This is a genomic window from Actinosynnema sp. NPDC059335 (assembly GCF_042752395.1).
Lineage (GTDB): Bacteria > Actinomycetota > Actinomycetes > Mycobacteriales > Pseudonocardiaceae > Actinosynnema.
Genome location: NZ_JBHYXZ010000046.1, coordinates 29,965 through 56,432 on the forward strand (window position 1 = coordinate 29,965; position 26,468 = coordinate 56,432).

Consider the following 26,468-nt stretch of genomic DNA (forward strand, 5'->3'; position numbering starts at 1 on the left):
CTCCCCCCGCGTGGGGGCCCTGCCCCCGGGGGCGCCCCCCGGGGGGGGCCCCCCCCCCGCCCGCGGGGGGGCCCCCCCGGGGGGCGTTGACCGCGGGGCGGGAGTGCGTTCTCGTCGGGGTGCCGGCCCTGCGCCGGCCTCGGGCAGGAGGGCGGTGTGCCGGTGGACGCGCGACGCGAGGACCGGGGCGGTGTCCACCAGACCGGGAGCCGGACGACCTGCGCGACGTGTGGCCGCCGCCCACCTGCGGGCGCTCGGACCGGACCACCCCCACACGGCGACCATCCGCCGCGACCTCGCCTACTGGCGACGGCTCCTCCGGCAGGGGCACGACGTGCCGAGGTGACCGGTGCGGCGGCTGTCGCGCTCCCGGCGGACGGGGCCGTCGTCGTTCCGGGTTGCCACCCGACATATCAACGAACGTTAGTATGTTGGCCGTGGACCGTGACGCCTGCGACCTGTTGTGCCTCGACCTCCCGCACGCGGAGGAGATCAGGGCCGGGCTGCCGGAGCCGTCGCCGGTGGAGAAGGCGGCCGCGGCGGCGCGGGCGTTGGGCGACCCCACCCGGTTGACGATCGCCGCCGCCCTGTTCACCGGTGGCGAGCTGTGCGTGTGCGACGCGTCCTGGGTGGTCGGGGCGGCGCAGAACCTCACCTCGCACCACCTGCGCCAACTCAAGGCCGCCGGGCTGGTGACGGCCCGCCGTGACGGGCGGCTGGTGATGCACGCGCTCACCGCGCGGGGCCGGGCCCTGGTCGCCGCCGTCCTCGACGTGACCGCCGACGATGTCCGCTGACGCGCACCACGACGTCCTCGTCATCGGCGGCGGGCAGGCCGGGCTCGCCATGGGCCGCGCCCTGGCCGTCGCCGGGCGCGACTTCGCCGTCCTCGACGCCGCGACCGAGGTCGGCGCGTCGTGGCGCCGCCGCTGGGACTCCCTGCGGCTGTTCACCCCGGCCCGGCACAGCGGGCTGCCCGGCCTGCCGTTCCCCGGACCCGCCGACCACCTGCCCGGCAAGGACGAGGTCGCCGACTACCTCGCCGACTACGCCCGGCACTTCGCCCTGCCGGTGCGGCTCGGAACCGCCGTGCGCCGGCTGTCGCGGACCGACGACGGGCGGTTCCGGGCCGTCACCGACCGGGGCACGCACACCGCACGGGCCGTCGTCGTGGCGACCGGTCCGTTCCAGCGCCCGGCCGTTCCCGCGTTGGCCCGCGACCTCGCCCCCGGCGTCACCCGGCTCCACACCGCCGACTACCGCGCCCCGGACCGCCTGCCGGACGGCCCGGTGCTCGTCGTGGGCGCGGGGAATTCCGGCGTGCAGATCGCCGACGAACTCGCCCGCACCCACCGGGTGACCCTGGCGGTCGGGTCGCGGCAGCCGACCCTCCCGCAACGCCTGCTCGGCCGCGACCTGTTCACGTGGCTGGACGCGCTCGGCGTGGTGGACGTGCCCGCCGACAGCGGCCTCGGCCGCCGCCTGCGCCACCGCGACCCGCTGATCGGCGTCGGGCTGCGCGCGCTGCGCCGCCGGGGCGTGGTGGTGCGCGACCGGGTCGTCGCGGTGCACGGGGACCGCGTCCGCACCGCCGACGGCCACGACACCACCCCCGCGACCGTCGTCTGGGCGACCGGGTACCGACCGGACTACGGCTGGCTGGACCTGCCCGGCGCGCTGGGCCCTGACGGCCGGCCGCACCACGCGGCGGGCGTCAGCCCGATCCCCGGCCTGCACTTCCTCGGCCTGCCCTTCCAGCGCAACCGGGGCTCGGCGCTGCTCGGCTGGGTCGGCCGGGACGCGGCCCACCTGCTCGGCGCGGTGACCGCCCGCCGACCCCCGACCGCCTAGGCGGCCCGACGGGGCGCCGGTCGACCCCGGAGCCGGTCCGGTTCACCGATGCGCCGAACCGACCGCCCGGGGGCGGGAACTTCCGCGGCACGGCATCCGACTGAATCAAGCAAGGAGGACGCACGGGCGCGTCGTCCCCGTCCACGGAGGTAGGGGCGCGATGGTCTCCGCGAAGGCGACGCTCGACGGCGCTCGGCGCCGGCCGGGCCTGCGGGCCGACTTGAGGACGGCGGCGCTGGACGCCGCCGCCGCACTGGTGATCACCCTCGCGATCTTCGCGTGGCTGTACGCGCGGGTGCGGTCGGGGACGTCGGCCACCGTCGCGGTGATGCCGTTCCTCGCCGACGCGAACGCCTACCTGATGTACTGGCTGTGCCAGGCGTTCGGCTGGACGGCGCTGCTGTGGGCGTGGTTGACCACCATGCTCGGGCTCGTCCGGTCGAGCGACCGGCCGCGGCTCTCCCCGGTCGCGGTCGAGCGGTGGCACCGCGCCACCAGCCTGACCACGATCGGGCTGATGTTCGCCCACGCGTTCTGGTTCTTCGCCGAGCTGGTGCGGGTCAACGAGTACGGCCTGGGCTGGGCGGGCCGGATCGGCAGCGCGTTCGTCGAGGTCTTCGTGCCGGGCGGGTACCCGTCGGGCACCGGCCGCGTCGCGGTCCTGCTCGGCCTGCTGGCGCTCTACCTCGCCCTGCCGCTCGGGTTGGCCTACTACCTGCGCCACCGCACCGGGGCGCGGGTGTGGCGGGCGCTGCACCGGTTCGTGATCGTCGTGTACGTGCTCAGCGTCTGGCACACCCTGCTCTACGGCACCAACGTGTGGTTCGACGGCTGGCCGCGCACCACCCTGTGGCTCCTGCAGTTGCCGATCGCCGTGCTGCTGCTGGCGCGGTTGCTCGCACCGGCCCGTCCCAGCGAGCGGCTGGGGCGCGGGGGCGGCGCCCTGGTCACCGGTCGGCGGGCGGTGGCGCTCCTGGCGGTCGTCGCCACGATCGGGGTGCTCGTCGCCGTGGTGGTGAGCGGTCGGGACGGTGGCCGCACGCCCGGCGCGCACCACGGCGCCGGCCTGTCGGTCCAGCCGTGGATGGTGTGGGTGGGGCTCGCGGCGTTCGCGGTGGCGGTGGCCGTGGCGGTCGGGCTGGCCCGGCGTGCCGAACGGGTGCGCTGATCCGGGACGGCACGCGGACCTGACGCGCGCGAAGGGGTGGAGCGTCATGCACTGGTACGAGGACGACGACCTCTGGGTGGGGTTCGCGGAGGTCATGTTCCCGGCACGCCGGCACGAGGAGGCCGCCGACCTCGTCGCCGGCTCGCCGCTGCTGGAGGTCCCCGCCGGCGCGCGGGTGCTGGACCTGGCCTGCGGACCGGCCACGCACGTGGTGCCCTTCGCCCGGCGCGGGGCGCGGGTCACCGGCGTCGACCTCAGCCCGGCCATGCTCGCCCGCGCCCGCGACGCGTGCGACCGCGCGGGCGTGACCGCGCGCCTCGTCCAGGCCGACATGCGGCGCCACGTCGAGCCCCGGGCCTACGACCTGATCGTCAACATGTACACCTCGTTCGGGTACTTCGCCGACCCCGACGACAACCTCGCGGTGCTGCGCCACGCCTTCGCGTCCCTCGCGCCCGGCGGGCGGCTCCTGGTCGACGTGCTGGGCAAGGAGGTCCTGGCGGGCTGGGTCGGCCGACCGCAGGCGGTGGACGTGGACGGCGGCACGGTCTACATGCGGGACACGATCCTCGACGACTGGACGCGGTTGCGCACCGACTGGACGTTGGTGCGCGGCGGCGCCGCCCGCCACGCGTCCATCGTGTCGTTCCTCTACAGCGCGGCCGAGCTGCGCGCGATGTTCGAGGCCGTCGGGTTCACCGACGTCGAGTGCTACGGGGACTTCGACGCCTCGCCCTACGACAACCGGGCGCGTCGCCTGATCGTGCGGGGCTCGCGCGCCGACTGACGCTCACCCCTCCGCCCCCACGTCGGCCGGGAGGACCCGTTCGGTGAGCAGGCGGCGGACCCGCGCGGTGCGGTCGGGCACGTCCAGCCAGGCGTCCAGCAGCCGCCAGCCGTGGAAGTAGGCCAGGACGTAGAGCGACATGCCGGGCGCGCGCAGCGAGGTCAGCGCGGCGGCCGCCTCGGCTTCGGTGAGCAGGGACCAGCGGGACAGGTAGTCCGCCACCTCCGCCTCCGGGCGGCCTTCGCCGGCGAGGAGGGCGGCGTTCGCCCAGACGCCGAACAGGGCGTTCTGGGCGCGGTGGATCGCCGCGAAGTCGCTGCCGTCCGGGGCGATCCCGAACTCGGGCAGCACGTGCCGGGCGAGCCACGCCTGGGCCTCGTCACCGGGGAAGACCAGGTCCTGCGCGTGCAGGCCGAGGCCCTCGCCGACGACGGAACCGGGCGTGAGCAGGAACCTGATCCGCTGCTCCGGGCCGAGCAGGCGCTCCTTGAGCACGGCCTCGGCGATGTGCCCGGGATGGCCCTCGTGGGCGACCACGTACAGCAGGTCCGCCAGGTTGAACGGCACGTCCCGGTTGACGTGGATGGTCGACCGCAGACCGCCTTCGTACTCCCCGGCGGCGCGGAAGTGCGTGCCGGACACCAGGCGGCACCGCACCTGCTCGTCCTCCGGCAGGGGCACGATCCCGCCGGTGCGCCGACGCGTTTCGGAGACCGCGCGCAGCACGAGGTCGGGCACCCGGTGGACCCGGTCCGGCGGCAGCAGGTGGGCGGTGCGCCAGGCGTTCAGCCGTTCGGCCAGGGAGCCGGGGCCGCCGGGCAGCGCGGCGTCGAGGCGGTCGTGCACCTGCTCGAACAGCGCCTCCGGCACCCGGTGCGCGGTGATCCCGAGGCACTCGCGCGCGTGCTCCGGCAGCGGTGCGCGCTCGCCCGCCAACCGCCGTGCGACGGCCCGCATGGCGCGGACGTCGGCCGCCAGGTGCCGGGCGCGCTCCGGCGGGAACGGCACGTGCTCCGCCAACGCCTCGGCGTCCTCGACCAACCGCCCGGCCGGGGGCGGCTCCTCGCGCTCCACCAGCTCACGCCACCCGGGCGGCCCGTGGTAGACGAGCACCGGCCCGGTGGCGCTGCCCGTCATCCGCCGGCTCAGCCGCAACGCCAACAACCCGTACCGCCGCAACCAGTCCCGCACGTTCTCCTCCTCCACTTCGCGGTGCTGCCGAAGCTAGCTGTACGGTTTCCCGTACACCGCACGGAAGGAGTCGGCGAGGTGCCCCGACAGCGACCGGCCGCGATCTGGTTCGCCGAGGAGCCGGAGCGGAAGCCACGCCTGTCCCGGGACCGGATCACCCGCGCCGCGGTCGAACTGCTGGACGCCGAGGGCGTGGCCGGGCTGTCCATGCGCCGCCTGGCCGCCCGCCTGCGCGCGGGCACCATGTCGCTGTACGAGTACGTCGGCAGCCGCGAGGACGTGCTGGACCTCGCCGTGGACGCGGTCCTCGCCGAAATCGAACTCGACGTCGACGACGACCTGCCGTGGCCCGACGCCCTGCGCCGGCAGATGGTCCGCAGCAGGCGGGTCATGCTGCGCCACCCCTGGCTACCGGCCCTGACCGCCACCCGTCCGCTGCTGGGCCCCCACGCCCTGGCCGCCGCCGAACTGCTCCACGCCCTGCTCGTCCGGGCGGGCCTGACGGGCCCCCGCCTCACCGCCGCCGTCGGCGCGCTGACCTACTACGTCCAAGGCTTCACGGCCGCCGAGAACACCTGGCGCACCACCGTCCGCGACCCGGCCGAGGAAACCGACCTGCGCCGCCGAACCCAACACCACCTGACCCGCCACCAGGACCGCTATCCCGTGCTGGCCGAGCACTCCACCGTGGCGGACACCGACTTCGACCACTCGTTCCACCTGGGCCTGGACACCGTCCTGGCCGGCATCCGCGCCCAGGTCGGCGACTGAGCCCCGGACCGAGGAGCCTCGCATCGGCGGTCGCGCCCGGGAGTGGCCTGCGCGGCGTCGGATCGGACACCACCGCCCTGCCGTCGGGGACGGCGGCGGGGCGTCGTGCGACGACCGCGCCCACGCCGGCGCCTGGCGGATGGACGTGGTGAACGGATCGCTCCGGAACCACACCGGAGGACCGCGCACCGCCCTACCGCACGCGCCCCACGCGGAAGTCGTTGCCGTGGTAGCGGGACAGCAGGCTGTTCATCATGGTGGTGAAGAAGCGGCGGTAGGCGCTTTCCGTGACCAGGGTCTTGAACCAGGTCCACCGGTCCATCCGGGTCAGCGCCATCAGCGGCGGGATCGGGAAGTTCTGGCACGCGAGGAAGGCGGCGATCGTGCCCTTGCCGTCGGGGGTGCGGCGGAACGACGTGTAGCCGTCGTCGCACACGGCCGAGCCGTTCGGGCTGTGCACGGTCAGCATCCACACCCGCTGCTCGTCCGGGCCGTACTCGACCTTCTCCAGCTTGTAGACGTCGAGGTTGTCCTTGCCGAAGTACGCCGCGTAGTTCGGCTGCGGCAGGGCGACGACACGCACGCCCTGGTGCACGGACCGGCCCTCGCCGTCCCGCTTGACCACCCTCGTCGTGACGCCGAGCGAGTCGCGGTAGAACTCGCCGATGTGGCTGATGTCCACCCTGGACACGAAGTCCTCGAACGGCACGTCGAACGTCCGCTCGCCGTAGAACAGCACGGTGTCGGCCAGGTGCACCCAGCGCATGCCCCGGCGGTCCAGCGGCACCGCCGAGAGCTGCCGCTCCACGTCCTCCAGCTGCGGGATGATCTTCTCGTAGTCGGCCTCGTGGTAGAGGCCCAGGTCGATGTCGAAGGACGGCTCCACCCGGTCCACCGTGGGCTTGGCGAAGACGATCCGCGTCGCGCGGGCGACGGCCGAGAGGATTGAGGGCACGGTCCCGGAACCTTTCGTGTAGGGGTCAGACCAGGTCGTCGGACGAGGACGCGCGCCCGCTCACGACCTCGGGGCGGCGCTCCGCCGGCGGGGCGGGCCGCGGGGTCGGGGAGGACGGGAACCACCAGTTCCAGCGGCCCATGAGCTGCATGCTCGCGGGCACCAGGACGCCGCGGACCACGGTGGCGTCGATCAGCACGGCGAACGCGAGCCCCACGCCGAGCTGCTTGAGCGGCGTCACGTCCGACAGCGCGAACCCGAAGAACACCGCGATCATGATCGCCGCGGCGCTGCTGATCACCCGGCCGGTGCGCGCCACGCCGTCGATGATCGACCCCGTGTTGTCCCCGCTGCCCCGGAACAGCTCGGCGATCCGGGAGATCAGGATGACCTCGTAGTCGGTCGACAGCGCGATGACGATCGCGACGATGGTGATCGGCACGATCGGGTGCAGGTCCGCCGGGTCGGACCAGCCGATCAGCGCCGCGCCCACCTCGGTGGTGGACAGCAGCAGCAGGCCGCCGGTGCTCGCGCCCAGCGACACCACGACCAGCAGCACGGCCTTGATCGGCAGCACGATCGACCGCATCGCCACCACGAGCAGGAGCAGCACGAGCCCGAGCAGCACGGCCAGCATCAGCGGCAGGCTCGCGAACAGGGCGTCGGTGGCGTCGATGCGCATCGCGGTCTCGCCGCCCACCTCGTACACCACGCCGTCGAGCTGCCCGCGCAGGTCGCCGTCGCGCAGGCTGCGCACCAGGTCGTGGGTCCGGTCGTCGGACGGGCTGTGCACGGTCGCCACGCTCACCCGGTAGACGTCCGGCCGGTCCAGCGGCACGGGCGCCGCCGCGCGCACCTCCGGGTCGCCGGACAGCACCTGCGCCACCCGTTCGGCCTGTGTGCGGGCGGTGTCCGCGGTCGCCCGCACGACGATCTCGACGGGCGAGATCACCCCCGGCCCGTAGGCGGCCGCGGCGGCCTCGGTGGCCTGCCGCACCTGCGAGTCGGACGGCATCGCGCTCGCCGACGGCAGGTCCACCCGGTCCGCGAGGTCCAGCGCGGGCACGCAGAACAACGCCATCAGCACGGTCGCGCCGACCAGCCAGCGGCCGGGCCGGTCGGTCACCCGCTTGCCCCAGCGCGCCCAGAAGCCCGACACCTCGGCGTCCACCGCCACCGCGCCGCCGGACGCGAGCAGCCGCTGCCGGTCCTTCTTGCGCAGCACCCGCAGGCCCAGCATCCGCAGCACGATCGGGGCGCCGACGAGCGCGGCCACGATCGCCGCCACCGTCACCAGGATCATGCCGAGCCCGGCGGTGCGGATGGCCCGCGAGTCGACCAGGAACATGGTCGCCTCGGCCACCACCACGGTGATCCCCGACCAGGCGATCGCCGTGCCGGTGGTGCGCATGGCGTGCCGGACCGAGTCGTCCACGCCCATCCCGCGCAGCAGCGACTCGCGCACCCGCTGGACGAGGAACATCGCGTAGTCGACGGCGAGCGCGAGGCCCACCATCGACGCCGCGTTCGTCACGTACTCCGAGAACGGGATGCCGTACGCCAGCGCGCCCGCCGCGCCCAGGCCGCCGACCAGCGCGGACAGGCCGATGACGAGCGGGACGACGGTGGCCCACAGCGCGCCGAAGGTGAGCAGCAGGACCACCAGGACGATCGGCAGGCCCACCTGCTCGGCCCGCAGCAGGTCGCTGCGGGAGAGCTGGACCAGCTCCTCCCGGTGGGCGCCGTACCCGCCGAGGAACACCTCGCTGCCCTCGGCGGTCAGCTCCTCCTCGTCGTTGAGCAGCTTGTTCGCCACGTCGATCGAGCCGTCGACGCCGCCGGTGGCGGAGACCCCGAGGACCACGATCGGCCCCGATCCGGGGTCGGGCGGGGGCAGCGGCAGCGGCTTGACCTCGCGGACGCCTTCCGTGCCCGCGATGGCCGCGCTGATCGGTTCCAGCGCGGCCCGCCCCGCCGCGTCGTCGCCCGCCGCCCGACCCGTCACGACGACGAACAGCGACGGCACGCCGTTCGCGCTCAGCTCCCGCGCGACCGCCTCCGCCTGGCTGGACTCCGACGCCTCGCCGCCCGGCACCGCGCGGCCCTCCAGCCCGAGGGCGAAGAAGCCGCCGACGACGGCCAGCAGCACCCAGGCGACCAGCACGGGTTTGCCGTTCCGGAAGAGGAAGTCGGTGAGGCGGTCCATCGGGGTGGCTCCTGGTGGGTCGCGGTGGTGGTCCGGCCGCTAGCGCGGCGCGCCGGGGCGCTGCTTCGCCCGCGGTTGCCGCGGCGCGCGCGGCGGCTTGGCCGGAACCTGCTCCGGCGTCGCCACCGTCGGCCGCGTGGTCAACAGTGCCCGGTCGCGGGGCTCCGCCGCGACACTCGGAGGGCTGATGAGGGTGCTGTGGTGGAAGCCGAGCCGGGGGTCGCTCCACCACCGCAGACCGCTGTCGAACTCCTGGAGCTCGGGCATCCGCACCTGGAGCCGGACGGTGTTCTCCGGGTAGTTGTAGACGGTGACCTGGTTCAGCCCGCGGTTCGCGGTGAACAGCAGCGACTGGTCGGCGGAGAGCTGGCAGGCGTACACCGAGTCCACCATCGCGCCGCGGGCCACGCGCAGCGCCCGCAGGTAGTGGTGCCCCTGCGTGACGGCCGACCCGCGGCTGAACGTGTCCACGAGCGTGCGCGCGACCTGGCGGCCGGCCCGGAGCTGGGCCCGCAGGCTCGGCCGCTCGTCGAGCACCCGGAACGTCGTGAAGCTCGCCAGGTCGATCATCACGATCGTCCCGCTGGCCCCGTTGCAGTAGATCAGCTCGCGGTCGGAGATACAGACGTCGGAGTTGATGTGCGCGGGCGTGTCGTGCCCGGCGGACCAGTGCCGCAGCACCTGCCCGGTCTCCGCGTCGATCTCGAACGCGTACTCCTTGAACTGGGCGATGCTCCACTCGTGCCAGTCCCGGCCGTCCTGCGGGTTGACCCGGAACGACAGGGCGTAGAAGCGGTCCTCCACCGGGTGCGCCACCACGTGCCAGCAGGTCGCGGGCAGCGCCACCCGGCGCGCGGTGCGGGTGTGCAGGTCGAAGATGCCGACCTCGCACGCCTCGCCGCGCCCCGGGTGGTCCATGCCGCCGTAGACCAGGTAGCGCCCGGACGCCGTGGTCTTCATCGCGTGCGGCAGCTTCACGCCGTGGTCGCCGAGCCGCTCGGCCTTGTCCAGCCGCTGGAGGTCGGTCAACCACAGGCCGTCGCCCATCGCGGCGACGGCCTGCGTGTCGTTGATCCACGCGACGTGCGTGCTGCCCTTGATCGACGAGTCGGTCGGCTCGAACCGCAGCGTGGAGATCCGCTGGATCTCCTCGCCGTTCGCCGCGTCGTAGAACATCAGGTGCTGGCCGGTGCTGCCGAGGAAGCCGACCCGCCGGTCCGGGCTCACGCTGACCGCGTGGCCGCCCGCCATCCCGTCGTAGTACTCGACGTCGTAGGCGTACCGGCCGCTCTGCGGGTCGTACCGGAAGATGCAGACGCCGGCCCGTCCCTCCAGCCCGTTGAGGCCGTTGCCGTCGAGGGCGATGTGGAACGCGTACGGGTACTCCATCAGGACCTCCTCTCTCGTCACCGGTGGGGTCGCTCAGCGGCGCTTCGCGGCCCGACGGCGGTTGCGCAGGTAGAGGGCGGCGCCGACGACGCCGACCGCGGCCGCGACGCGCTTGGCGGAGCCCTTGCCCCGGTTGGGGCGGCCGATGCCGATCTCCTGGCCCTCGTAGCGGGCGATGATGTTGTCGACCGTGTCGTTCCAGAAGTCCATGTACGCGGCCTCGGTGAGCTTGGTGCGGAACCACTCCCAGCGGTCCAGCCGCAGCGCGACCATGATCCGGGGCCGCGGGAACGCCTGGCGGGCCACGAACACGATGTCCGTGCCGCCGCCCGCGGCGCGGCGGAACCCGAGGTAGCCGTCGTCCGCGGAGGTGGAGGCGTTGGGGCTGCACACGGTCCGCATCCAGTTGCGGACCTCGTCCGGCTCGTAGGTCATGTGCTCGAGCTTGTAGACGTCCAGCTCGTCCTTGCCGAGGAACGCCGTGTAGTTCGGCTGCGCCAGCGCGGCGATCCGCTCGATCTGGAGCGTCGGGCGGCCGGCCGAGTCGCGGTGCAGGACCTGGGTGTTGATGCCCAGCACGTCGCGGAACGCGTCGCCGACGCGGCTGATGTCCACCCGGGACACGAACTCGTCGTAGTCCATCTCGAAGTGGCGGATGCCGTAGAACAGCACGGCGTCGTCCTCGTGGATCCACCGGACGCCGTCGCTGTTGAGCGGCACGTCCTCCAGCAGCTTCTGCCAGCGCTCGGCCGACTCGGTGTCGTAGCGGAACTCCGGGGAGCGGTACTCCTCCAGGTCGAGCTTCACCGGCAGCCGCTTGCGCGACAGGGTGGACTTGGCGAGGGCGATCTGGGTGGCGCGGAACAGCTGCTTCGGCGCGAGGTCGGTGAGCAGCTTGCCCTCCGGCACCGTGTTCGGAGCGGCGTGGGCCCGGTACAGGTCGCTGCGGGCGTTGCCCATGGTCTTTCCCTCCTGCGGTTGGTCGGTCAGGCGCTGACGGCGGCGGCGTGGCGCTCGGGGACGACGGTCCCCTCCGGGAACTCGGCGGCGTCGCCGAACAGGCCGATCAGGATCAGCTGGATGACGTCGCTCAGCACGCGCTCGGCGACCGGTTCGACGATGCTCGCCAGCGAGGGCACGCCGAAGTCGAAGTCGGTGACGAACGCGGTCCGGACGCCGTCGGGCGTGGGGTCGAGCACCCAGCCGCCGGAGAACTCGTCGAAGTCCCCGTCCGTCTGGTTGAAGTCCAGCCGCAGCTCGTCGCGGCGGAACCAGTCCTCCTCGGTCCACTGGAGCAGGCCGTTGCGGAACTCCACGACCCAGTGGCTGACGGTGGAGCCGTCGGGCGACGTCTCCATCTCGACCGAGCGGACGATGTCCACCAGCTCGGCGTAGTGGCGGAAGTCGGCGAGGGTGTCGAAGACGGTCCCGGCGTCGACACCCCGGATGAACGCGTGGACCTCTACGTGGCGCACTTCAGCTTGCTCCTGTCGAATCGGCGGTCGGGTAGCGCGCCGAGAGCTCGGCACAGGCGCCGTCGAACGCGGAGAGCAGGAAGTCGACGTCGTCGTCGGTCAGCACGGCCGGCGGCGTGAACCGGAGCACGGCCCCGGCGTTGAGCGAGTAGTTCACGATCAGGTGGCGGTCGACCATCTCGGCGAGCAGCGCCCCGGCCAGGCCGGGGCCCGCCATGTCGACGCCGATGAGCAGGCCGACGCCCCGGACCTCCCGCACCAGGTGCGGGCAGCGCCGGTCGACGACCTCCCGCATCCCGGTCAGCAGGGTCTCGCCGAGCACGGCCGCGCGCTCGACGAGGCCGTCCTGCTCGATGGCCTCCACGGCGGCGCGGGCGGCGGCCATCGCGATGGGCGCGCCGGAGAACGTCGAGGTGTGGATGAACGGGTCCTTGGCGAACGCCTTGAACACGGCGGGCGTCGCGACCATCGCGGACACCGGGACGATCCCGCCGGACAGGCCCTTGCCCACCAGCATGATGTCCGGGGTGACGCCCTCCCGGTCCGCGCCCCACCAGGCGCCGAGCCGGCCCATGCCGGTCTGGATCTCGTCCAGGACCATCAGCGCGCCGTGCTGGTCGCAGATCGCCCGCACGTCGCGCAGGTAGCCCTCGGGCGGGATGACCACGCCGCCCTCGCCCTGGATCGGCTCCAGCACCACGCACGCCTGCGGCCCGGTGGCCAGCTCGGCGGCGAGCGCGTCGGCGTCGCCGAACGGCACGTGCGCGACGTCGGGCAGCAGCGGGCGGAACGGGTCCTGGTAGAGGCCGTTGGCGGTGACGGAGAGCGCGCCGAGCGTCTTGCCGTGGTACCCGCCGGTGGTGGACACCAGGCGGGTGCGGCCCAGCGTGCGGGCGAGCTTGATCGCCGCCTCGGTGGCCTCGGCGCCGGACCCGGCGAAGTGCACGTGCGCGAGGCCGTCCGGCACGACCCGGCCGAGCGCCGCCGCGGCCCGCGCCGCCTCCGGCTCCAGCAGGATGCGGCTCGCGATGGGGTTGGTCCGGATCTGCCGGATCACGGCCTCTTCGACGTGCGGGTGGCGGGCGCCGTGGATGAGGACGCCGTAGCCGCCGGCGTTGAGGTAGCGGCCGCCGTCGGAGGTCTCGATCCACGTGCCCCGCGAGGCCACCTCCATCTGCGTGCCGAAGACCTCGGAGATCTTCGCGCGGCCGCGGGAGAGGTGGCGGCGGTAGAGGTCGAGCACTTCCTGGTGGTCGAGCCCCTGCCCGACTGTGGCTGTCACGTGTTCTCCTCAGGTGTCCCGGGTGGGCGGTCAGTCGATGACGACGGGACGCCCGGAGAACCACCCCAGGAGGGCGTCCGCCGAGCTGTGCCGGGACGGTGGGTGGAAGCCGATGGCGTTCGACGCCGCGGCCAGGTAGCCGACCTCGGGCGAGCCCGCGAAGGCCATGCCGCCCAGCAGTTCCACCGCCTTGGCCGTGGTGGCGCGGACGGTGTCGGCGACGGTGAAGCGGGCGATCAGCGAGCGGGCCAGGCCGTCGTTGCCGCCGTCGCCCTCGTCCAGGTTGCGGGCCGCGCCGTCGAGCGCGAGGGCCGCGCCCTCGACCGCCATGGCGAGCCCGAGCCGTTCGTGCGCCGGACCGCGCGCCGCCGTCAGCACCCGTTCCACGAGGTTCATCGCGACGCCGAGGTAGCAGGCCGTCACCAGCAGCTCGAACCAGACGAAGCCGAGCGTCTGGAGGTCGTCCAGCTCGCCGTCCAGGCCGGTGGTCAGCTCCACGATGAGGTCGGGGTGGACCTCGACGTCCTCCAGCACCACGCTGTCGGACTCCGCGCCCGCCAGCACCGGGGAACCCCAGAACGGCGTGACGGAGATGCCCGGCGCGGCGGCCGGGATCAGCGCGATGCCCGTGCGGGTGCCCTCCTCCGGGTGCTCCAGCGCGACGCTCGCGGTGAGCAGGTCCATCGAGCGGGACAGGCTGCACGGCTGCTTGCGCCCGCTGACCCGCCAGTTCGTGCCGTCCCAGACGCCCTTCATGGTCGGCGTCAGGATGCCGCTCGACGTGCGGCCCTCGGCGAAGCCGGACGCCATGAGCCGCTGGTCGCGGGCGACGCCGTCGAGGAGCATCCACTCCAGGCCGGTGCTGGACTCGGCCAGCGCGACGAGGCTCGCCACCGAGAACTGGTGCATGGTCGTGGCGACCGCCAGCGACGGCGAGCGCGCGGCCACGGCACGCGTGACGCGGACGGCGTCCACCGCGGACGCCCCGCCGCCGCCGTGCACGGTCGGGATGAGCAGCCCCGCGCCGCCGGCCGACCGGTACAGGCCGATGCCGGGGCTGTCCGGCGACTCCAGCTCCATCAGCGGGATGGACGCCAGCTTGTCGTCCAGGCCGGGCAGGTGGCGCTCGCACGCCTCGCGTTCCCTCGACAGCAGCCTCATCGCACGACCTCCGCCGACGCCGCGGACTCGAACACCGCGGTGCGCGGCTGCACGCCCTCGGCGATGCTGATGCCCTGGAGGTGCGACGTGCGCAGCAGCGGGTAGTTCAGCTCGCCGAACGGCCCGCCGGTCAGGCCGGTGCCGCCGTGGGTGGACAGGCACGGCACGAAGCCGATGTGCGAGTCGTTGACCTTGAGCAGGCCGCCGTTGGTCACCCTGGACGCCACCGCCTCGATCACCTCCGGGTCGGTCGTCCACAGGGAGTTGCGCAGGCCGTACTTGTTGCCGTTGAGGAACGTGATGACCTGGTCCAGCAGCGTGCCGTCGTCCTCGGTCGGCACGACCACGGGCAGCAGCGGGAAGAACGTCTCCTCGCGCACCGCCGACAGCTCGCGCGCGCCGGCGAGGCCGTCGACGCGCAGCACGGTCGGCGCGATGAACGGCCCGGTGTCCGACACGGTGCCGTCCAGCTCGACGCGGTGCCCGCCGGTCATCACCCGCGCGCCCGCCGCGGTCGCCTCGTTGAGGTGGTTGAAGTAGTCGTCGGTGCGCATCACCGGCGACAGCAGCACCTCCGGGTCCTCCGGGTAGCCGGGCCGGATCTTCGCGGCCAGGCTCGCCAGCCGCTCCAGCAGCCGGTCGGCCACCTCGGGGTGCACCACCGCGTACTTGGGCACCATGCAGATCTGGCCGGAGCCGAAGAAGCTCTCGGTCAGCGCCTCGGCGGCCAGGTCGAGGTCGGCGTCCTTCCACACGACGCAGCCGTCGTTGCCGGCCAGCTCCAGCACGGGCTTCTTGCCGCGCGCCACCGCGTCCTGGCCGATCTGGATGCCGCGCTCGCTGCCGCCGAAGAAGAAGATGTCGTCGACCAGCGGGCTCTCCAGCCACTGGTTCATGATCTTGTTGGGCTGGCCGCAGACCAGGCTGAGCGTGCCGGCCGGCGCGCCCAGCTCCTCCAGGATCGGGGCGACGATCTCGCGCCACACGAACATCACGCCGAAGGGCGAGCTGCGCGGCGCCTTGACCACCAGCGCGTTGCCCGCGACCAGCGCGGGGACGCCGAGGACCGAGTTCGACGCGGCGGCGTTCTGCGGCGGGCTGAGCACCACGACGCCGTCGGGCTTGCGCACCAGCACGAGCGTGCGCGGGCCGATCCGCCGCTCCTCGCGCATCTGCCTGCGCCACAGGTCGAGCGTCTCGGGCGCGGTGCCCTGCAGGACGCCCGCGATCTCCCACTCGGCCAACCGGCGCGGGTGCCCCTCGGCGACCAGGACGTCGACGAACTCCTCCCGCCGCCGCAACACCTCTTCGTGCACGCGCTCCGCGAGCCGCATGCGGGTCTCCAACGGGAACGCGCCCCACGCGGGCGCCGCCTCCCTGGCCCGTTCGAGGGCTTCCAGGAGGTGGTCGTCGCTCGTCAGCGCGCAGCGGGCCGCGATGCTGGGCAGCGAATCCCCGTCGTCGCGCTTGCCCCGTTCGAGTTCCCGCTTCACCTTCAGGTTCGGCATGAAGTCGTCCAGGAGCGCGGACGCCCTGACGGTGTAGACCCAGGATTCGGAGGGAACATCTGAACCGGCGATATAGGACCCGTAGGAACGCATGACAAAGAGACCCCCATCCGGTCGCGCCACTCCACAAACGTGAGACCAGCCTGCCGGTCGACCGGGGCCGGATCAATGGAACTTTGGTCCAATACAGGTGACCGCGGTTTCGCAATGCGCCACTACCGCACGGGAGCGGTCCGCGGCGACCCTCGATGCCACATTGCAACGAGGGTCTTACCTACTCGCGAAACAATTAACGAACCGCTCAGGCGGACTCTCCGTGCCCGGTCGGTGACTCCCCGGGAATGGACGAGCCGACGAGCGCGGAACCGTCCCGGGTCCACTGGAACACGAGCGAGACGAGCCCGGCCTGGAGCCGCGACTCCACGACGAGCTTGGCCATCACCTGGGCGACGTGCGCCTTCACCGTGCGCTCCGCGACGTTCAACCTGGTCGCGATCGTCCGGTTGGAGGCGCCGGCCCCGAGCAGGAGCAGCACCTCCCGCTCGCGCACCGACAGCAGGTCGACCCGGTCCAGCAGCGTGCGCCAGGTGGCGCGGTCGCCCGGTAAGCCCGTCCCGAAGGGCAGGGCGGAAAACACCTCCCGCCCGGCGGACCGGGCCCGGAACGGCAGCACCGAGACCGACGCGGCGCCGGCCCCGGGATAGTGCACTTCGTTACTCACGTCAAGCCTTCCATCTTCAGCAACACGCGGCGGAGAGGTTGCGGAACACCCGTCCGCCCCGGCTCGGGCGGACGGATTCCTGGACGGCTGCCTGAGGGCCTTCAGGCAATGGAGGATAATTTCCCCTTGCTGCACCGCCCGGTCCGACGTGGACCGGACAATGGTGGCCGCGCTCCCCCCGTTCGGACAGCGCGGGACACCCCGCTGACATCAAACCCCCCAAGTCGAACCGACAGCGGCGACCACCCATCGCGACGGTCGCACCACTTTTCGTGGCGCCGACGGATCATCCGTTTTGTGCATCTTTGACGACGCCTCCCCGACCGTCAACGAAGTGGCGGTGGGGCGCGCCGACCGCGCACACCCGTCCGAGTCGCCGGCCGCGGGACCGCCGTTACCGGCGATCGTCCACTTGGAGCACCCCGGTCGCCGGGTGCGCCCCACCCCGGGTAGACGCCCGACGAGCCGTGCCGCTCCCCCGTTCGCCGGACGACTTCGGAAGTCCGCACCAAGAGCGACCGAACGGACGCTGCACACCAAACCGGACACCGGTGGCCATGCCACCCCGCGAGGAATCGAGCACACTGGACCAGAGCGCGCGGACGACGCGCTGATACACATCAGCGCGATGAGACCTGCGTCACAGGCCGGACACCGCCTCGTCAACGGCGGTCCGCGCGGGTTCCTAGGCCGTTCGGGCGTTTTGCCACCAAAGGGTGATCGCCGCCCCGGGCCCGCGCCTAGGGTTCGACCATGATCGCCGGTGAGGGCCGTGCCGGGCCGTTCCCCCACGGAGCGGAGGAGTGGCGGGTGCGGCTTCGGTGCCGCGGGCGGCGCGGCGTGCTGGGCGCGGGCGTGCTGCTGGACAGCGAGCACGTGCTGACGTGCGCCCACGTCGCGCTGGCCGCCGAGGACCTCGCCGTCGAGATGGTCGCCCTGCCGGGGATGCCCGCGAGCAGCGCCCACATCGTCGAGCACGTCGAGCCGCAGCACGAGCGCGGTGACGTGGCGCTGCTCCGCCTGGCGACGCCGCGGCCCGGGGTGCGCCCGGCGACGTTGCGCGAGGTCGCCATGTCGTGGAACAGGTCCGTGCACGCCCAGGGCTACCCGCGCGGCCTGGAAGAGGTCGGCGCGTGGGCGACCATGACGCTCTCCGGCATGGCGGGCGCCGAGTGGCAGCAGATGAACGGCGCCGGCGGGCACCGGGTGCAGCGCGGGTTCAGCGGCGCGGGCGTCGCCGACGACGAGAACGGGCACGTGCTCGGCATCGTGGTCAGCGAGTACAACGAGAACGGGGTCGGGCTGTCCTGGATGATCCCGGTCGCGGCGATCGAGCGCCACCTGCCCGTGCTGTCGCGCTGGGTGGTCGGCGACGACGGCATCGACGCCCGGTTCAAGAACCGCGCGGCGCACTACAACGACCGGGTGCGGGCGCTGATGGACTGGCTGGGGCGCAGGCAGGACGGCGGGGCGGTGCTGCTCGTCGTCGGCCAGGACCTGTTGCACCTCAAGGACGCGGTCGCGTTGTCCGCGGTCGGCGAGTCGCCCGCGCCCGACCTCGCGATCGACGTCGAGGGGCTGACCACCGAGGAGGTCTCCCGCCGGATCGTGGACCGGGCCGGCCTGGTGAGCCGCGGTTCCAGCACCGACCGCGTGCGGGCGGGCACGCCGCCGATGACCGTCGTGATCGACGGCGTCGACGCGGCCCGCGATCCCCGGTCGCTGCTGGACGACGTGGGCCGGCCGATGGTGGCCAGCGGCGCGCGGCTGGTGCTGGGCTTCCGCGACGGCGACGCCGCGGACCTGGCCGCGGCGCGGGAGCTGGCGCGGGCGGCGGTCGTGACGCGGCTGGACGGGTTCGTCGCCCGGGTGTCCGCGCTGATGGCGGAGGAGCCGGACACCGCGGCCACCAAGCTGCGGCTCGGGCTGAGCGCGTTGCGCCGTGCCGCCGCGACGGACTGGCGGCTGGTCGAGGACAAGTTGCCGCGGTTCGACCGGGCGATCACGCGGGCCGAACGCGAGCGCGCGGCGCGGCGGCACGTGGAGGACGAGTTGTCCGTGCTGCGCGGGCGGCTGGCGACGGCGCACGCGCGCGCCGCCGCGGCCGGCTTCGCCGAGGACCTCGAACTCGACAGGCACCTGCGCAGGGCGCACGCGGCGCTCGACGCCGACCCGGTCGACCTGGCCGTGGCGCTGGGCGCCGTGCAGGCGTGCGAGGCGGCGGTGCGACGGCGGTTGACGGGAGGGGATCGGGGATGACGGCGTGCGCGCAGTGCGGCGGGACCGTGGACGACACGGGGTTCTGCGTCGATTGCGGCGAACCGGCGGCGGTGCGGCGGGGCACGCCCGCCCGGACGGCGGCCCGGGCGTCGGGCCGGGCGTCGGGCCGGACGGCGAGCAGCGCCGCGACGACCGGCCGCCGGACGCACACCGGCGACCCGATGTCGTTGCCCGTCTTCGACTTCAAGGACCCGACCAGCCGGATCATCACCGACCCGCGGGTGCCGGTGCGCACTCGCCTGTGCCCCAACGAGCAGTGCCCCGACCGGAGCGCGCTGCCCCAGCGCGACTCGGGGTTCTGCCTGGCCTGCGGCACGCCGTTCTCGTTCCTGCCCAGCCTGGAACCGGGTGCGCTGGTGGCCGACCAGTACCGCGTGGTGGGGTGCTTCGCCCGCGGCGGCCTCGGCTGGATCTACCTGGCCAGGGACACGCACCTGGACGACAACCCGGTGGTGCTCAAGGGCCTCATCGACGTCGCCGACCTGGACATCTCCACCAAGGAGCGCCAGGCGCTGACGCTGCTGGACCACCCGAACATCGTGCGGATCTACAACTTCGTCAGCCACCCGGACGCGCACACCGGCGAGGACCGCGCGTACATCGTGATGGAGTACGTGGACGGCCTGGTGCTGGAGGAGGTCGCCGACCTGTCGGCGCGCGGCCGGGTGCCGCTGGGCGAGCCGCTGCGCACCGAGCACGTCATCGCCGCGGGGCTGCAACTGCTGGCCGCGTTCGACTACCTGCACGAGCGCGGCTTCCTGTACTGCGACCTCAAGCCGGACAACGTGATCATCCGGTCCGGCAAGTACGGCGAACGCGCGAACCGGGTCAAGCTGATCGACCTCGGCGCGGTGCGCCGGATCGGCGACCGCACCAGCAAGATCGTCGGCACCCGGCCGTACCAGGTGGACGAGCGGGAGATCGCCGAGCGGGGCCTGACCGTGCAGTCGGACCTGCACACGCTCGGCGTGATGTTGCGGCGGCTGGACTACGCCACCGCCGACCACGACGAGCCCGAGCGCACGGACCTCGCGGTGGGGCTGAACTCGTTCCAGCGCGCCTACGACCGGGCCAAGCACCTCGACCCGGACCAGCGCTACGGCTCGGCGGCGGAGATGGCCGACCAGTTGCGCGGCGTGCTGCGCGAGGTGGCGTCGTTGCGCGACGGGGTGGCGCGGCCGGAGCCGTCGACGGTGTTCGTGCACACGACGACCCTGCTGGACGCGGGGCTCGGCGCGGTGCCGGCGCTGGCCACGTGGACGGACCGCGCGGTCGACCGGCTCGCCGAGGCCGAACTGCCCGACGGCAGGCCGGCGGCCGCCGTGGTCGCGGTGGGGTTGCCGGTGCCGCGCGCCACCGCGGGCGACCCGGCCGCCGACGTGCTCGCCGCCGCCGACACCGAGGACCCCCGACGCCTCATCGCGCGACTGGACAGCGCCAACCTGACCTCGCCGGAGACGGCGCTGGTGCGCTGCCGGGCGGCGCTGGCCGCGCAGGACGTCGCCGCGGCCCGGGAGAGCCTGACCCAGGCGCGCGGCCTGCTCGGCCGCGACTGGCGGGTGCGGTGGCACGAGGGCCTGATCGCGCTGGCGGACGGGGAGGTCGACGCGGCGCGGCAGGCGTTCGACGACGTGTGCTCGTGGCTGCCCGGCGAGGACGCGCCCAAGCTCGCGCTGGCGTACTGCGCGGAGCACGAGCGGGACCTCGACCGGGCCGAGGCGCTGTACGAGGCGGTGTGGCGGCGCGACCGGTCCGTGGTGAGCGCGGTGTTCGGGCTGGCCCGCGTCCGGCTCGCGCGCGGCGACCGGGCGGGCGCGGTGGCGTTGCTGGACGAGACGCCGCAGGCGTCGCGGTACTTCGACGCGGCCCACATCGCGGCCGTCCGGGTGCTCAGCGGCCACATCCGCGCCGGCGACCGGGTCGTCCGGCCGACCGACGAGGACCTCGCCGCCGCCACCGCCCGCCTGCGGGAGCTGTACCTCGACGGCGGCGCGCCCTCGGGCGAGTCGCGCGTGCGGCTGGAGACCGTGGTGCGGGAGGCGGCGCTGGCCGTCGCGCTGGCCGCGGGCGCGGACGCCACGCCGCTGCGGTTGCGGGTCGAGGAGTCGTACCGCGCGCTGGCCCGGCAGGCCGCCACCCGCGCGGACCGTTCGCTGCTGGTCGACCGCGCGAACCACCACCGGCCGATCACGAGCCGCTGAGAGGGAGCCATGGAGTCCGGGTTTTCGTTGTCGGTGAGCCAGAACCCCTACCTGTCCACGGACGACGACGAGATGGACGCGGTGCTGACCGTGTCCACGCAGGGCCTCGTCGGCGGCGCCGCCGCGCCGGAGGTGGCCCAGGTGATCGCGATCGACTGCTCCGGCTCGATGGCCTACCCGCACAAGAAGATCGCGGCGGCGCAGCGGGCGACCAGCGCGGCGATCGACGCGTTGCGCGACGGGGCGTTGTTCGCGGTGGTCGAGGGCACGCACGGCGCCCGGGTGGTGTACCCGACCGGGCCCCGGCTGGTCGCGGCGACCCCGGAGACCCGGCGTGCCGCGAAGAACGCCGTGCGCGCGCTGAAGGCCGGCGGCGGCACGCGCATGGGCGAGTGGCTGGGGCTGGCGCGCCGGTTGCTGTCCGGGCACCCGACCGCGGTGCGGCACGTCATCCTGCTCACCGACGGCCAGAACAACCCCGGCGACGAGAAGCTGGACGCGGAGCTGGCGGCGGGCTCGCGGATGTACACCTGCGACCCGCGCGGCGTCGGCGCGGACTGGGACAAGCGCGAGCTGCTGCGGATCGCCGAGGCGTTGCACGGCACCGCGGACGCCGTGCGGCAGCCGGAGGACCTCGTCGCCGACTTCGAGGCCATGACCCGGACCGCGATGGAGAAGGTCATCCCCGAGGCGCGGCTCGTGGTGTCCACGACGCTCCGCTCGTCCGTCGCCTTCCTGCGGCAGACGTTCCCGACCGAGGCCACGCTGGTCGGCGACCCGCTGGCGGAGCGCAAGACGGCGTTCGCGACCGGATCGTGGGGCGCCGAGACCCGCGAGTTCTTCCTGCGGCTCGCGGTGTCGTCGGCCGGGACGGTGACCCTGAACCACGACGTGCTGCTGGCGCGGGTCGACCTGGAGGTGCGCAAGCCGGGGTCGACGGACTTCGTGCGGGTGGGCGACGGCGACCCGGCCGTCGTGGTGGCGCAGTGGACGAACGACCTGAAGCTGTCCAGCGTGATCGACCCGAAGGTCGCGCACGTGACGCGGCAGACCGAGCTGGGCCAGGCGGTGATGGCGGGCTGCGACGCGCACGACGCGCACGACCTGGACGCGGCGGCCCGGCACTGGGGGCGCGCGGTGGCGCTGGCGACGTCGCTGAACAACGAGAAGGTGCTGGGCCGGCTGCTGCGGCTGGTCGACGTGGTGGGCGACCCGGCGGACGGGAACGTCCGCATCCGGGCGGGGCTCACGGCGGAAGAGCTGCTGTACGTGGGGATGAGCTCGGTGATGTCGAGCATGAGCCCCGCGGTCGAGCTGCCGCCGGTCGCCGACGACCCGGCCGCGGCGGCCGTGCCGGAACTCGTCTGCCCGAAGTGCGGGCAGCGGTGGGAGGGCAGGTACAAGTTCTGCGGCGCGTGCGGCGAACCGCTGGCCGGGTGAGCCCGGAGGGCTGTCGGTTCGCGTCGGCCTCCCCCGTCGTGGGCGTGCCCGTCGAGCGGCCCGCCCCGGATCGGTCCCGACCCCGGCGCAACCTCCGCGCACCCCCGCCGTCCTGTCAAGGGCGCATCCGAGTGGTCGAGGGGGACGCGATGGCGGCGGGGGTGGTGGCGGACCTACCGCGGCGGTTCGGCGGGCCGGGGCGGTTCGGGCTGGTCGCGGGCCTCGCGCTGGTGGTCGCCGAGGCCGCCGTGGGCGTGCTCGCGCCCGCGGTGGCCCGGACGGTGTTCGTGGGGGTCGCCGCCGGGCTGTGGAGCGTGGTCGCGGCCGTGGTGGCGGGCCGGTTCGCGCCGTCGCCACGCGTCGCCGCGGTCACGGCCGCGGGCTTGCAGGCGGGGGTCGTGATCCTCGTCGCGCTCGCGCGGGCGGTGCCGGAGTTCCTGCTCGTGTTCGTGCCGCAGGCCCTGGTCGCGGTCACCGCCGCCACGGCCGCCGCGCGGTCGCGGGCGGGACGCCGGGCCGACCCGCTGTGGGCGGGGCTCGCCGTCGGCCTGCCGGGCGGCATCGTGGTCGTGCTGTGGCAGCTCGGCCACACCGGGCGCGGGGTGCTCGCGGCCGGCCTGGTGCTCGTGGCCGTGACGGCGGTGGTCCTGTCGCGTCGCGCCGCGCACCTGCCGGTGGTGGTGCCGTTCGGCGTCGCGGTGGCCCTCGCGTCGGCCCCGGTGTACTCGCTGGTGCCCGCGGCCTTCGCCGCGCTCTTCCCGGTGGCCGCCGGGTAGCCCCCTCACGGCGGTGGGCGTTCGGCGTCACCGCGTCGTGCGGGCGGGATCCCGGCGCGGGGCGCTAGTCGACGTAGGCGATGGGCGGCAGCGGGAGGATCGGCCCCTGCCGGAGGCCGGCCGCCCGGACCTTCTCGCCGAACCACCGCTCGTGCGACGCGCGCAGCGAGCCGTCCGCGCGCATCGCGGCGATCACGCCGTTGACGAACCGGACCAGGTCCCGGTGCTTGTTGCTGATCGCGACGCCCGCGGTGCCGCCGCCCCGGCCCGGCAGGTCGGTCAGCTCGGTGCCGGGGTCCTGCGTCTGGAGGCCCTGCAGGATCGGGAAGTCGGTGTAGACCGCGTCCACCAGCCCTCGTTGCAGGAGCATCAGGCACTCGCTGGAGTCGGGCGTCGAGACCGGCTTGATGCCGGTCGTCTCCTGCGCCTCCAGCAGGTCGACGATGCTCGTGGTGGCCGAGGCGGCGCACACCTTGCGGTCGCGCAGCTTCTCCAGCGAGTCGCGGGTCTCGGTGCCCCTGCGGGTCAGCAGGCCCGCGTTCGTGGTGAGGTAGGGCGTCGAGTAGATGATGTCGTGGTTGTAGACGCGGTCGCATGTCATCGTCACGTCGGCCACGACCATGTCCACGACCGGGACCTCGCGCAGCGTCTCCTCGCGGTTCTTGGCCGCCTCGTTCTTGTCCGTGTCGAGGGCCAGCAGCCGACTGCCGGTGGGCATGGTGACCAGCCGCAGCATCGTGTCGTTCGGCTGGAGCGGCCGGCCGAACAGCTCGGTCGCGATCCGGTTGATCAGGTCGATCTCGAAGCCCTCCATCTCGCCGGTCACCTGGTCGCGGCGGCTGAGCAGGGGCGTGGTCTGGCTGACGCCGACGTCCAGGCCGGTCCGGCGGATCTCCGCGAGCGTCGGGCCGTCGAGCACGCTCGTGCCGTCCTCCCGGCCTCCCGCGGGGTTGAGGGTGCGCATCGGGTCGTACTCCGCCCGGCCCTCCGGCGTGGTGCACTCCGGCGGCACCTCGGCCGGCTCCCCGGGGTCGCGGTAGCCGTTGGGCAGCACGGGTTCGGCGGTGCGCTCGGCGATCTGGGCGGGGTGCACCGAGCAGCCCGCGAGCACCAGCAGGAGCAGGACCGGCAGCCAGCGCTTCATCGGTAGTACTCCGCGATCCGGGGCCGGAGGCCGGCCAGCGCCGCGACGGCCGCCCCCGCCATCAACAGGGCGAAGACCACGTCCAGCCCGCCGAGCCACGCGCGGGCCGCGGCGGTGGCGTCGGCGGACGCGGTGGTGTAGGCGGAGATCGCCGCGGTGAGGTGCTCGTCCACCTGTTCCGCGGTCGACTTGCCCTGCTCGGGCGGCGTCACGAGCGAGACGGTCTCCGGGTAGGTCATCCTCGAGTCGGTCGCGATCAGCACCGCGTCCGCGTCCGCCCACTTCCGCGCCTGCTCGGCCGCCTGGTCGATGCGCTCGCGGTCGGTGGCGGACCGGCCGGCCTCGGCGATCAGCCGGGCGATCTCGGCGAGGTCGTTCCGCAACGCCTCCTTGTCCCCGACCGACGGGTAGATCAGCAGGCGGGCCTCCCGGCCGTCGGCGGACCGGCCGACGTTGCGGGCCTGCGCCAGGGGCGCGACCACCTCCTCCCGCTGCCGGATGCTGTCCGCGGCGTGGCCGCCGGAGACCAGCAGCGGGATCGCCGTGACCAGGAGGGCGACGCCGGTGAGCACCGCCGCGGTGACGAGGCCGGTGTTGTAGCGGCGCTTGGTGCGCTTGAACAGGAACCGGTTGGACCAGTGGAGGACGCCCAGCACGGCCACCCCGAGCAGCCAGAGCAGCCAGGACTGGCTCGACGCGTCGCGCTGGGCCTCGGTGAGTTCCGCGATCTGGTCGTCGTACAGCGCCTTGGCGTCCGGGAGGATCCTCTGGTGGGCCAGGGAACTCGCCTGGCTCAGGTAGGACGTGGCGACCGGGTGCCCCTCGCGGCCCGCGCTCCAGCCCGTCTCGACGAACTGCACGTACTGCGGCACCAGGTCGGTGAGGCGCCGGACGCGCTCGGCCGCGCTCCCGCCGCCGTCCCGCTCCGCCGCGACCCGCAACGCGTCGAGGGCGTCGAAGACGTTCTCCCGGAACTCCTGCTGGAGCTGCGGCGACCGCTGCTGGTCGACCAGCACCGCGTCCAGCGAGGTGGCGTCGGCGTCCGCGAACGCGCGGTAGATGTCCAGCGCCGCGGACGTGAGCACACCGCGCCGCTCCACGGCGTCGTCCAGCAGGTCCTGCTTGCCCTGGAGCACCAGCAGGCCGATCAGGCCGAGCAGCAGCGCCGACACGGACGTCAGCGCGGCGATCATGGTCAGCTTGCCCTCGGTGCGCCCGAGGTAGGCGCGCAACTCCTCACGCACGCTCGCCCGACACCTCCGTCCCGTGATCAGGGCGAGTGAATCATCGCGTGTCGCGCCCTGTCGCCGGAATCGGTGAAGTGCACACGTTCGGCCCTGTCGACCGACTCGCGGACCGGCTCCGACGCCGGGCCGGTCGACACCCCGCTCCGCGCCGCACGTGCGCACCGCCGGGCTCCGGCCGCTCGACGCGCCGGACGGGTCCCGCACCAGGCGCGCACGGCGACGGGCCGGCACCCCCACCGCTGGGTGGGAGTGCCGGCCCGGTTCGGGTGGCCCTGTGTCGGCTGGTCAGCGCTGGAGCGTGAGCAGGCCGGGGCGGTAGGGCAGCAGGCCGTAGTCGCCGCCGGAGTTGGGGCTGCGGCCCTGGTAGAGCAGTTGGAGGTTGCAGGGGTCGATGGTCTTGGTCTGGTCGGGGTTGCTGCGGATCAGGTCACCGTGGCTGATGTCGTTGGTCCAGGTGGCCCCGCTGTTGGCCTTGCCGGCGAACGGGTTGCTCTCCGTCGCGGCCTGCGGGGTCCAGGAGCCGCCGAGGCTGGTGGACGTGAACGAGCGGAAGTAGCGGCCGTTGGCGCCGATCGCCTCGACGATCATGAGGTACTGGGTGCGGTCCTTGACCTTGTAGACCTCGACCGCCTCGAACAGGTTGTTGGTCGAGTCGCTCATGATCGTGGTGTAGGAGGAGCCGAAGCTGCCGGGGAAGTTCCCGATCGGCATGACCTGGCGGTAGATCTTGCCGTTGTCGCCGGCGAAGAACAGGTACATGTTCTGGCTGTCGCCGATGATGGTCTGGTCGATCGGGCCGGTGCCGGAGCCGGTGATGCTGGCGGTGGAGAGCACCTGCTGGGCCGACCAGCCGTTGGGGTTGGTCGGGTCGGTCGAGGTGCGGTAGCTGAACGCGGTCCCGCCCCACTGGTAGGC

At 73.6% G+C, this 26,468-nt stretch carries 22 protein-coding genes; 9 read left to right on the forward strand and 13 right to left on the reverse strand.

The genetic code is table 11. The annotated features are described in order from the left end of the window. Positions 1–428: 428 nt before the first annotated feature. The 4 genes from ACFXGA_RS16820 (at position 429) to ACFXGA_RS16835 (ending at position 3,806) form a co-directional block, all read left to right on the forward strand. A complete protein-coding gene (locus tag ACFXGA_RS16820; RefSeq protein WP_378088719.1) occupies positions 429–797 on the forward strand; it encodes an ArsR/SmtB family transcription factor in 369 nt (122 codons plus the stop codon). Further along, positions 787–1,851 (forward strand): flavin-containing monooxygenase, encoded by a 1,065-nt coding sequence (locus tag ACFXGA_RS16825; RefSeq protein WP_378088721.1) that lies wholly within the window; start codon positions 787–789, stop codon positions 1,849–1,851. Before ACFXGA_RS16820 ends, ACFXGA_RS16825 begins: the two co-directional genes overlap by 11 nt. A 160-nt stretch (positions 1,852–2,011) precedes the next feature. Then, complete coding sequence (locus ACFXGA_RS16830) at positions 2,012–3,019, forward strand: iron reductase (RefSeq protein WP_378088723.1); 1,008 nt, start codon at positions 2,012–2,014, stop codon at positions 3,017–3,019. Between the two features lie 46 nt (positions 3,020–3,065). Further along, positions 3,066–3,806 carry a class I SAM-dependent methyltransferase gene (locus ACFXGA_RS16835; RefSeq protein WP_378088725.1) on the forward strand — a complete coding sequence of 247 codons (741 nt, stop codon included), beginning with the start codon at positions 3,066–3,068 and terminating at the stop codon, positions 3,804–3,806. A 3-nt stretch (positions 3,807–3,809) separates the two neighbouring features. Here ACFXGA_RS16835 and ACFXGA_RS16840 read toward each other — a convergent pair whose 3' ends face one another. After that, positions 3,810–5,012 (reverse strand): hypothetical protein, encoded by a 1,203-nt coding sequence (locus ACFXGA_RS16840; protein ID WP_378088727.1) that lies wholly within the window; start codon positions 5,010–5,012, stop codon positions 3,810–3,812. Positions 5,013–5,075: 63 nt separating this feature from the next. Here ACFXGA_RS16840 and ACFXGA_RS16845 point away from each other — a divergent pair, with 63 nt between their 5' ends. Further along, complete coding sequence (locus ACFXGA_RS16845; RefSeq protein WP_378088729.1) at positions 5,076–5,768, forward strand: TetR/AcrR family transcriptional regulator; 693 nt, start codon at positions 5,076–5,078, stop codon at positions 5,766–5,768. A 193-nt stretch (positions 5,769–5,961) separates the two neighbouring features. Here the strand turns inward: ACFXGA_RS16845 and ACFXGA_RS16850 are convergent, their stop codons facing one another. The 9 genes from ACFXGA_RS16850 to ACFXGA_RS16890 form a co-directional block, all read right to left on the reverse strand. Further along, a complete protein-coding gene (locus ACFXGA_RS16850; protein ID WP_378088731.1) occupies positions 5,962–6,723 on the reverse strand; it encodes a hypothetical protein in 762 nt (253 codons plus the stop codon). A 25-nt stretch (positions 6,724–6,748) separates the two neighbouring features. Further along, positions 6,749–8,929 carry an MMPL family transporter gene (locus ACFXGA_RS16855; RefSeq protein WP_378088733.1) on the reverse strand — a complete coding sequence of 727 codons (2,181 nt, stop codon included), beginning with the start codon at positions 8,927–8,929 and terminating at the stop codon, positions 6,749–6,751. Positions 8,930–8,968: 39 nt separating this feature from the next. Continuing rightward, entirely contained in the window at positions 8,969–10,318 is a 1,350-nt protein-coding gene (locus ACFXGA_RS16860) for a hypothetical protein (RefSeq protein ID WP_378088735.1), read from the reverse strand. A 33-nt stretch (positions 10,319–10,351) separates the two neighbouring features. Beyond that, positions 10,352–11,278, reverse strand: coding sequence for a hypothetical protein (locus ACFXGA_RS16865; RefSeq protein ID WP_378088737.1), 927 nt, complete (start codon positions 11,276–11,278; stop codon positions 10,352–10,354). A 26-nt stretch (positions 11,279–11,304) separates the two neighbouring features. After that, the gene (locus ACFXGA_RS16870) at positions 11,305–11,793 is read right to left on the reverse strand and encodes a type II toxin-antitoxin system RatA family toxin (RefSeq protein WP_378088739.1); all 489 of its coding nucleotides are present in this window, start codon (positions 11,791–11,793) and stop codon (positions 11,305–11,307) included. 1 nt (position 11,794) lies between these two features. After that, on the reverse strand, positions 11,795–13,075 hold the full coding sequence (locus ACFXGA_RS16875; protein ID WP_378088741.1) for an aspartate aminotransferase family protein: 1,281 nt from the start codon (positions 13,073–13,075) through the stop codon (positions 11,795–11,797). A gap of 30 nt (positions 13,076–13,105) precedes the next feature. Then, entirely contained in the window at positions 13,106–14,236 is a 1,131-nt protein-coding gene (locus ACFXGA_RS16880) for an acyl-CoA dehydrogenase (protein ID WP_378088743.1), read from the reverse strand. Continuing rightward, positions 14,233–15,837 carry an aldehyde dehydrogenase family protein gene (locus tag ACFXGA_RS16885; RefSeq protein ID WP_378088745.1) on the reverse strand — a complete coding sequence of 535 codons (1,605 nt, stop codon included), beginning with the start codon at positions 15,835–15,837 and terminating at the stop codon, positions 14,233–14,235. The genes ACFXGA_RS16880 and ACFXGA_RS16885 overlap by 4 nt, the downstream gene beginning before the upstream one ends. A gap of 208 nt (positions 15,838–16,045) precedes the next feature. Beyond that, positions 16,046–16,465 carry a helix-turn-helix transcriptional regulator gene (locus ACFXGA_RS16890; protein ID WP_378088747.1) on the reverse strand — a complete coding sequence of 140 codons (420 nt, stop codon included), beginning with the start codon at positions 16,463–16,465 and terminating at the stop codon, positions 16,046–16,048. A 753-nt stretch (positions 16,466–17,218) separates the two neighbouring features. Here ACFXGA_RS16890 and ACFXGA_RS16895 point away from each other — a divergent pair. The 4 genes from ACFXGA_RS16895 (at position 17,219) to ACFXGA_RS16910 (ending at position 23,162) form a co-directional block, all read left to right on the forward strand. After that, on the forward strand, positions 17,219–18,724 hold the full coding sequence (locus tag ACFXGA_RS16895; protein ID WP_378088749.1) for a serine protease: 1,506 nt from the start codon (positions 17,219–17,221) through the stop codon (positions 18,722–18,724). Beyond that, positions 18,721–20,946, forward strand: coding sequence for a tetratricopeptide repeat protein (locus tag ACFXGA_RS16900; RefSeq protein ID WP_378088751.1), 2,226 nt, complete (start codon positions 18,721–18,723; stop codon positions 20,944–20,946). The genes ACFXGA_RS16895 and ACFXGA_RS16900 overlap by 4 nt, the downstream gene beginning before the upstream one ends. A 9-nt stretch (positions 20,947–20,955) precedes the next feature. Then, on the forward strand, positions 20,956–22,386 hold the full coding sequence (locus ACFXGA_RS16905; RefSeq protein ID WP_378088753.1) for a VWA domain-containing protein: 1,431 nt from the start codon (positions 20,956–20,958) through the stop codon (positions 22,384–22,386). A 131-nt stretch (positions 22,387–22,517) separates the two neighbouring features. After that, entirely contained in the window at positions 22,518–23,162 is a 645-nt protein-coding gene (locus tag ACFXGA_RS16910) for a hypothetical protein (RefSeq protein WP_378088755.1), read from the forward strand. Between the two features lie 64 nt (positions 23,163–23,226). Here the strand turns inward: ACFXGA_RS16910 and ACFXGA_RS16915 are convergent, their stop codons facing one another. From ACFXGA_RS16915 to ACFXGA_RS16925, 3 genes are all read right to left on the reverse strand, one after another. Then, on the reverse strand, positions 23,227–24,306 hold the full coding sequence (locus tag ACFXGA_RS16915) for a transporter substrate-binding domain-containing protein (RefSeq protein WP_378088757.1): 1,080 nt from the start codon (positions 24,304–24,306) through the stop codon (positions 23,227–23,229). Then, positions 24,303–25,550: a hypothetical protein gene (locus ACFXGA_RS16920; protein WP_378088759.1), complete on the reverse strand. Its 1,248-nt coding sequence runs from the start codon at positions 25,548–25,550 to the stop codon at positions 24,303–24,305. The genes ACFXGA_RS16915 and ACFXGA_RS16920 overlap by 4 nt, the downstream gene beginning before the upstream one ends. Before the next feature lie 288 nt (positions 25,551–25,838). Then, positions 25,839–26,468, reverse strand: a 630-nt coding sequence (locus tag ACFXGA_RS16925; protein WP_378088761.1) for a non-reducing end alpha-L-arabinofuranosidase family hydrolase, incomplete at its 5' end; no start/stop codon positions are given.

Bases quoted from the DNA above. Each gene is read 5' to 3' on its own strand.
- ACFXGA_RS16830 (WP_378088723.1), top strand. From the start codon at position 2,012: ATGGTCTCCGCGAAGGCGACGCTCGACGGCGCTCGGCGCCGGCCGGGC.
- ACFXGA_RS16855 (WP_378088733.1), bottom strand. From the start codon at position 8,929: ATGGACCGCCTCACCGACTTCCTCTTCCGGAACGGCAAACCCGTGCTG.
- ACFXGA_RS16905 (WP_378088753.1), top strand. From the start codon at position 20,956: ATGGAGTCCGGGTTTTCGTTGTCGGTGAGCCAGAACCCCTACCTGTCC.
- ACFXGA_RS16860 (WP_378088735.1), bottom strand. From the start codon at position 10,318: ATGGAGTACCCGTACGCGTTCCACATCGCCCTCGACGGCAACGGCCTC.
- ACFXGA_RS16885 (WP_378088745.1), bottom strand. From the start codon at position 15,837: ATGCGTTCCTACGGGTCCTATATCGCCGGTTCAGATGTTCCCTCCGAA.
- ACFXGA_RS16880 (WP_378088743.1), bottom strand. From the start codon at position 14,236: ATGAGGCTGCTGTCGAGGGAACGCGAGGCGTGCGAGCGCCACCTGCCC.
- ACFXGA_RS16825 (WP_378088721.1), top strand. From the start codon at position 787: ATGTCCGCTGACGCGCACCACGACGTCCTCGTCATCGGCGGCGGGCAG.
- ACFXGA_RS16895 (WP_378088749.1), top strand. From the start codon at position 17,219: ATGATCGCCGGTGAGGGCCGTGCCGGGCCGTTCCCCCACGGAGCGGAG.
- ACFXGA_RS16865 (WP_378088737.1), bottom strand. From the start codon at position 11,278: ATGGGCAACGCCCGCAGCGACCTGTACCGGGCCCACGCCGCTCCGAAC.
- ACFXGA_RS16915 (WP_378088757.1), bottom strand. From the start codon at position 24,306: ATGAAGCGCTGGCTGCCGGTCCTGCTCCTGCTGGTGCTCGCGGGCTGC.
- ACFXGA_RS16900 (WP_378088751.1), top strand. From the start codon at position 18,721: ATGACGGCGTGCGCGCAGTGCGGCGGGACCGTGGACGACACGGGGTTC.
- ACFXGA_RS16820 (WP_378088719.1), top strand. From the start codon at position 429: ATGTTGGCCGTGGACCGTGACGCCTGCGACCTGTTGTGCCTCGACCTC.
- ACFXGA_RS16835 (WP_378088725.1), top strand. From the start codon at position 3,066: ATGCACTGGTACGAGGACGACGACCTCTGGGTGGGGTTCGCGGAGGTC.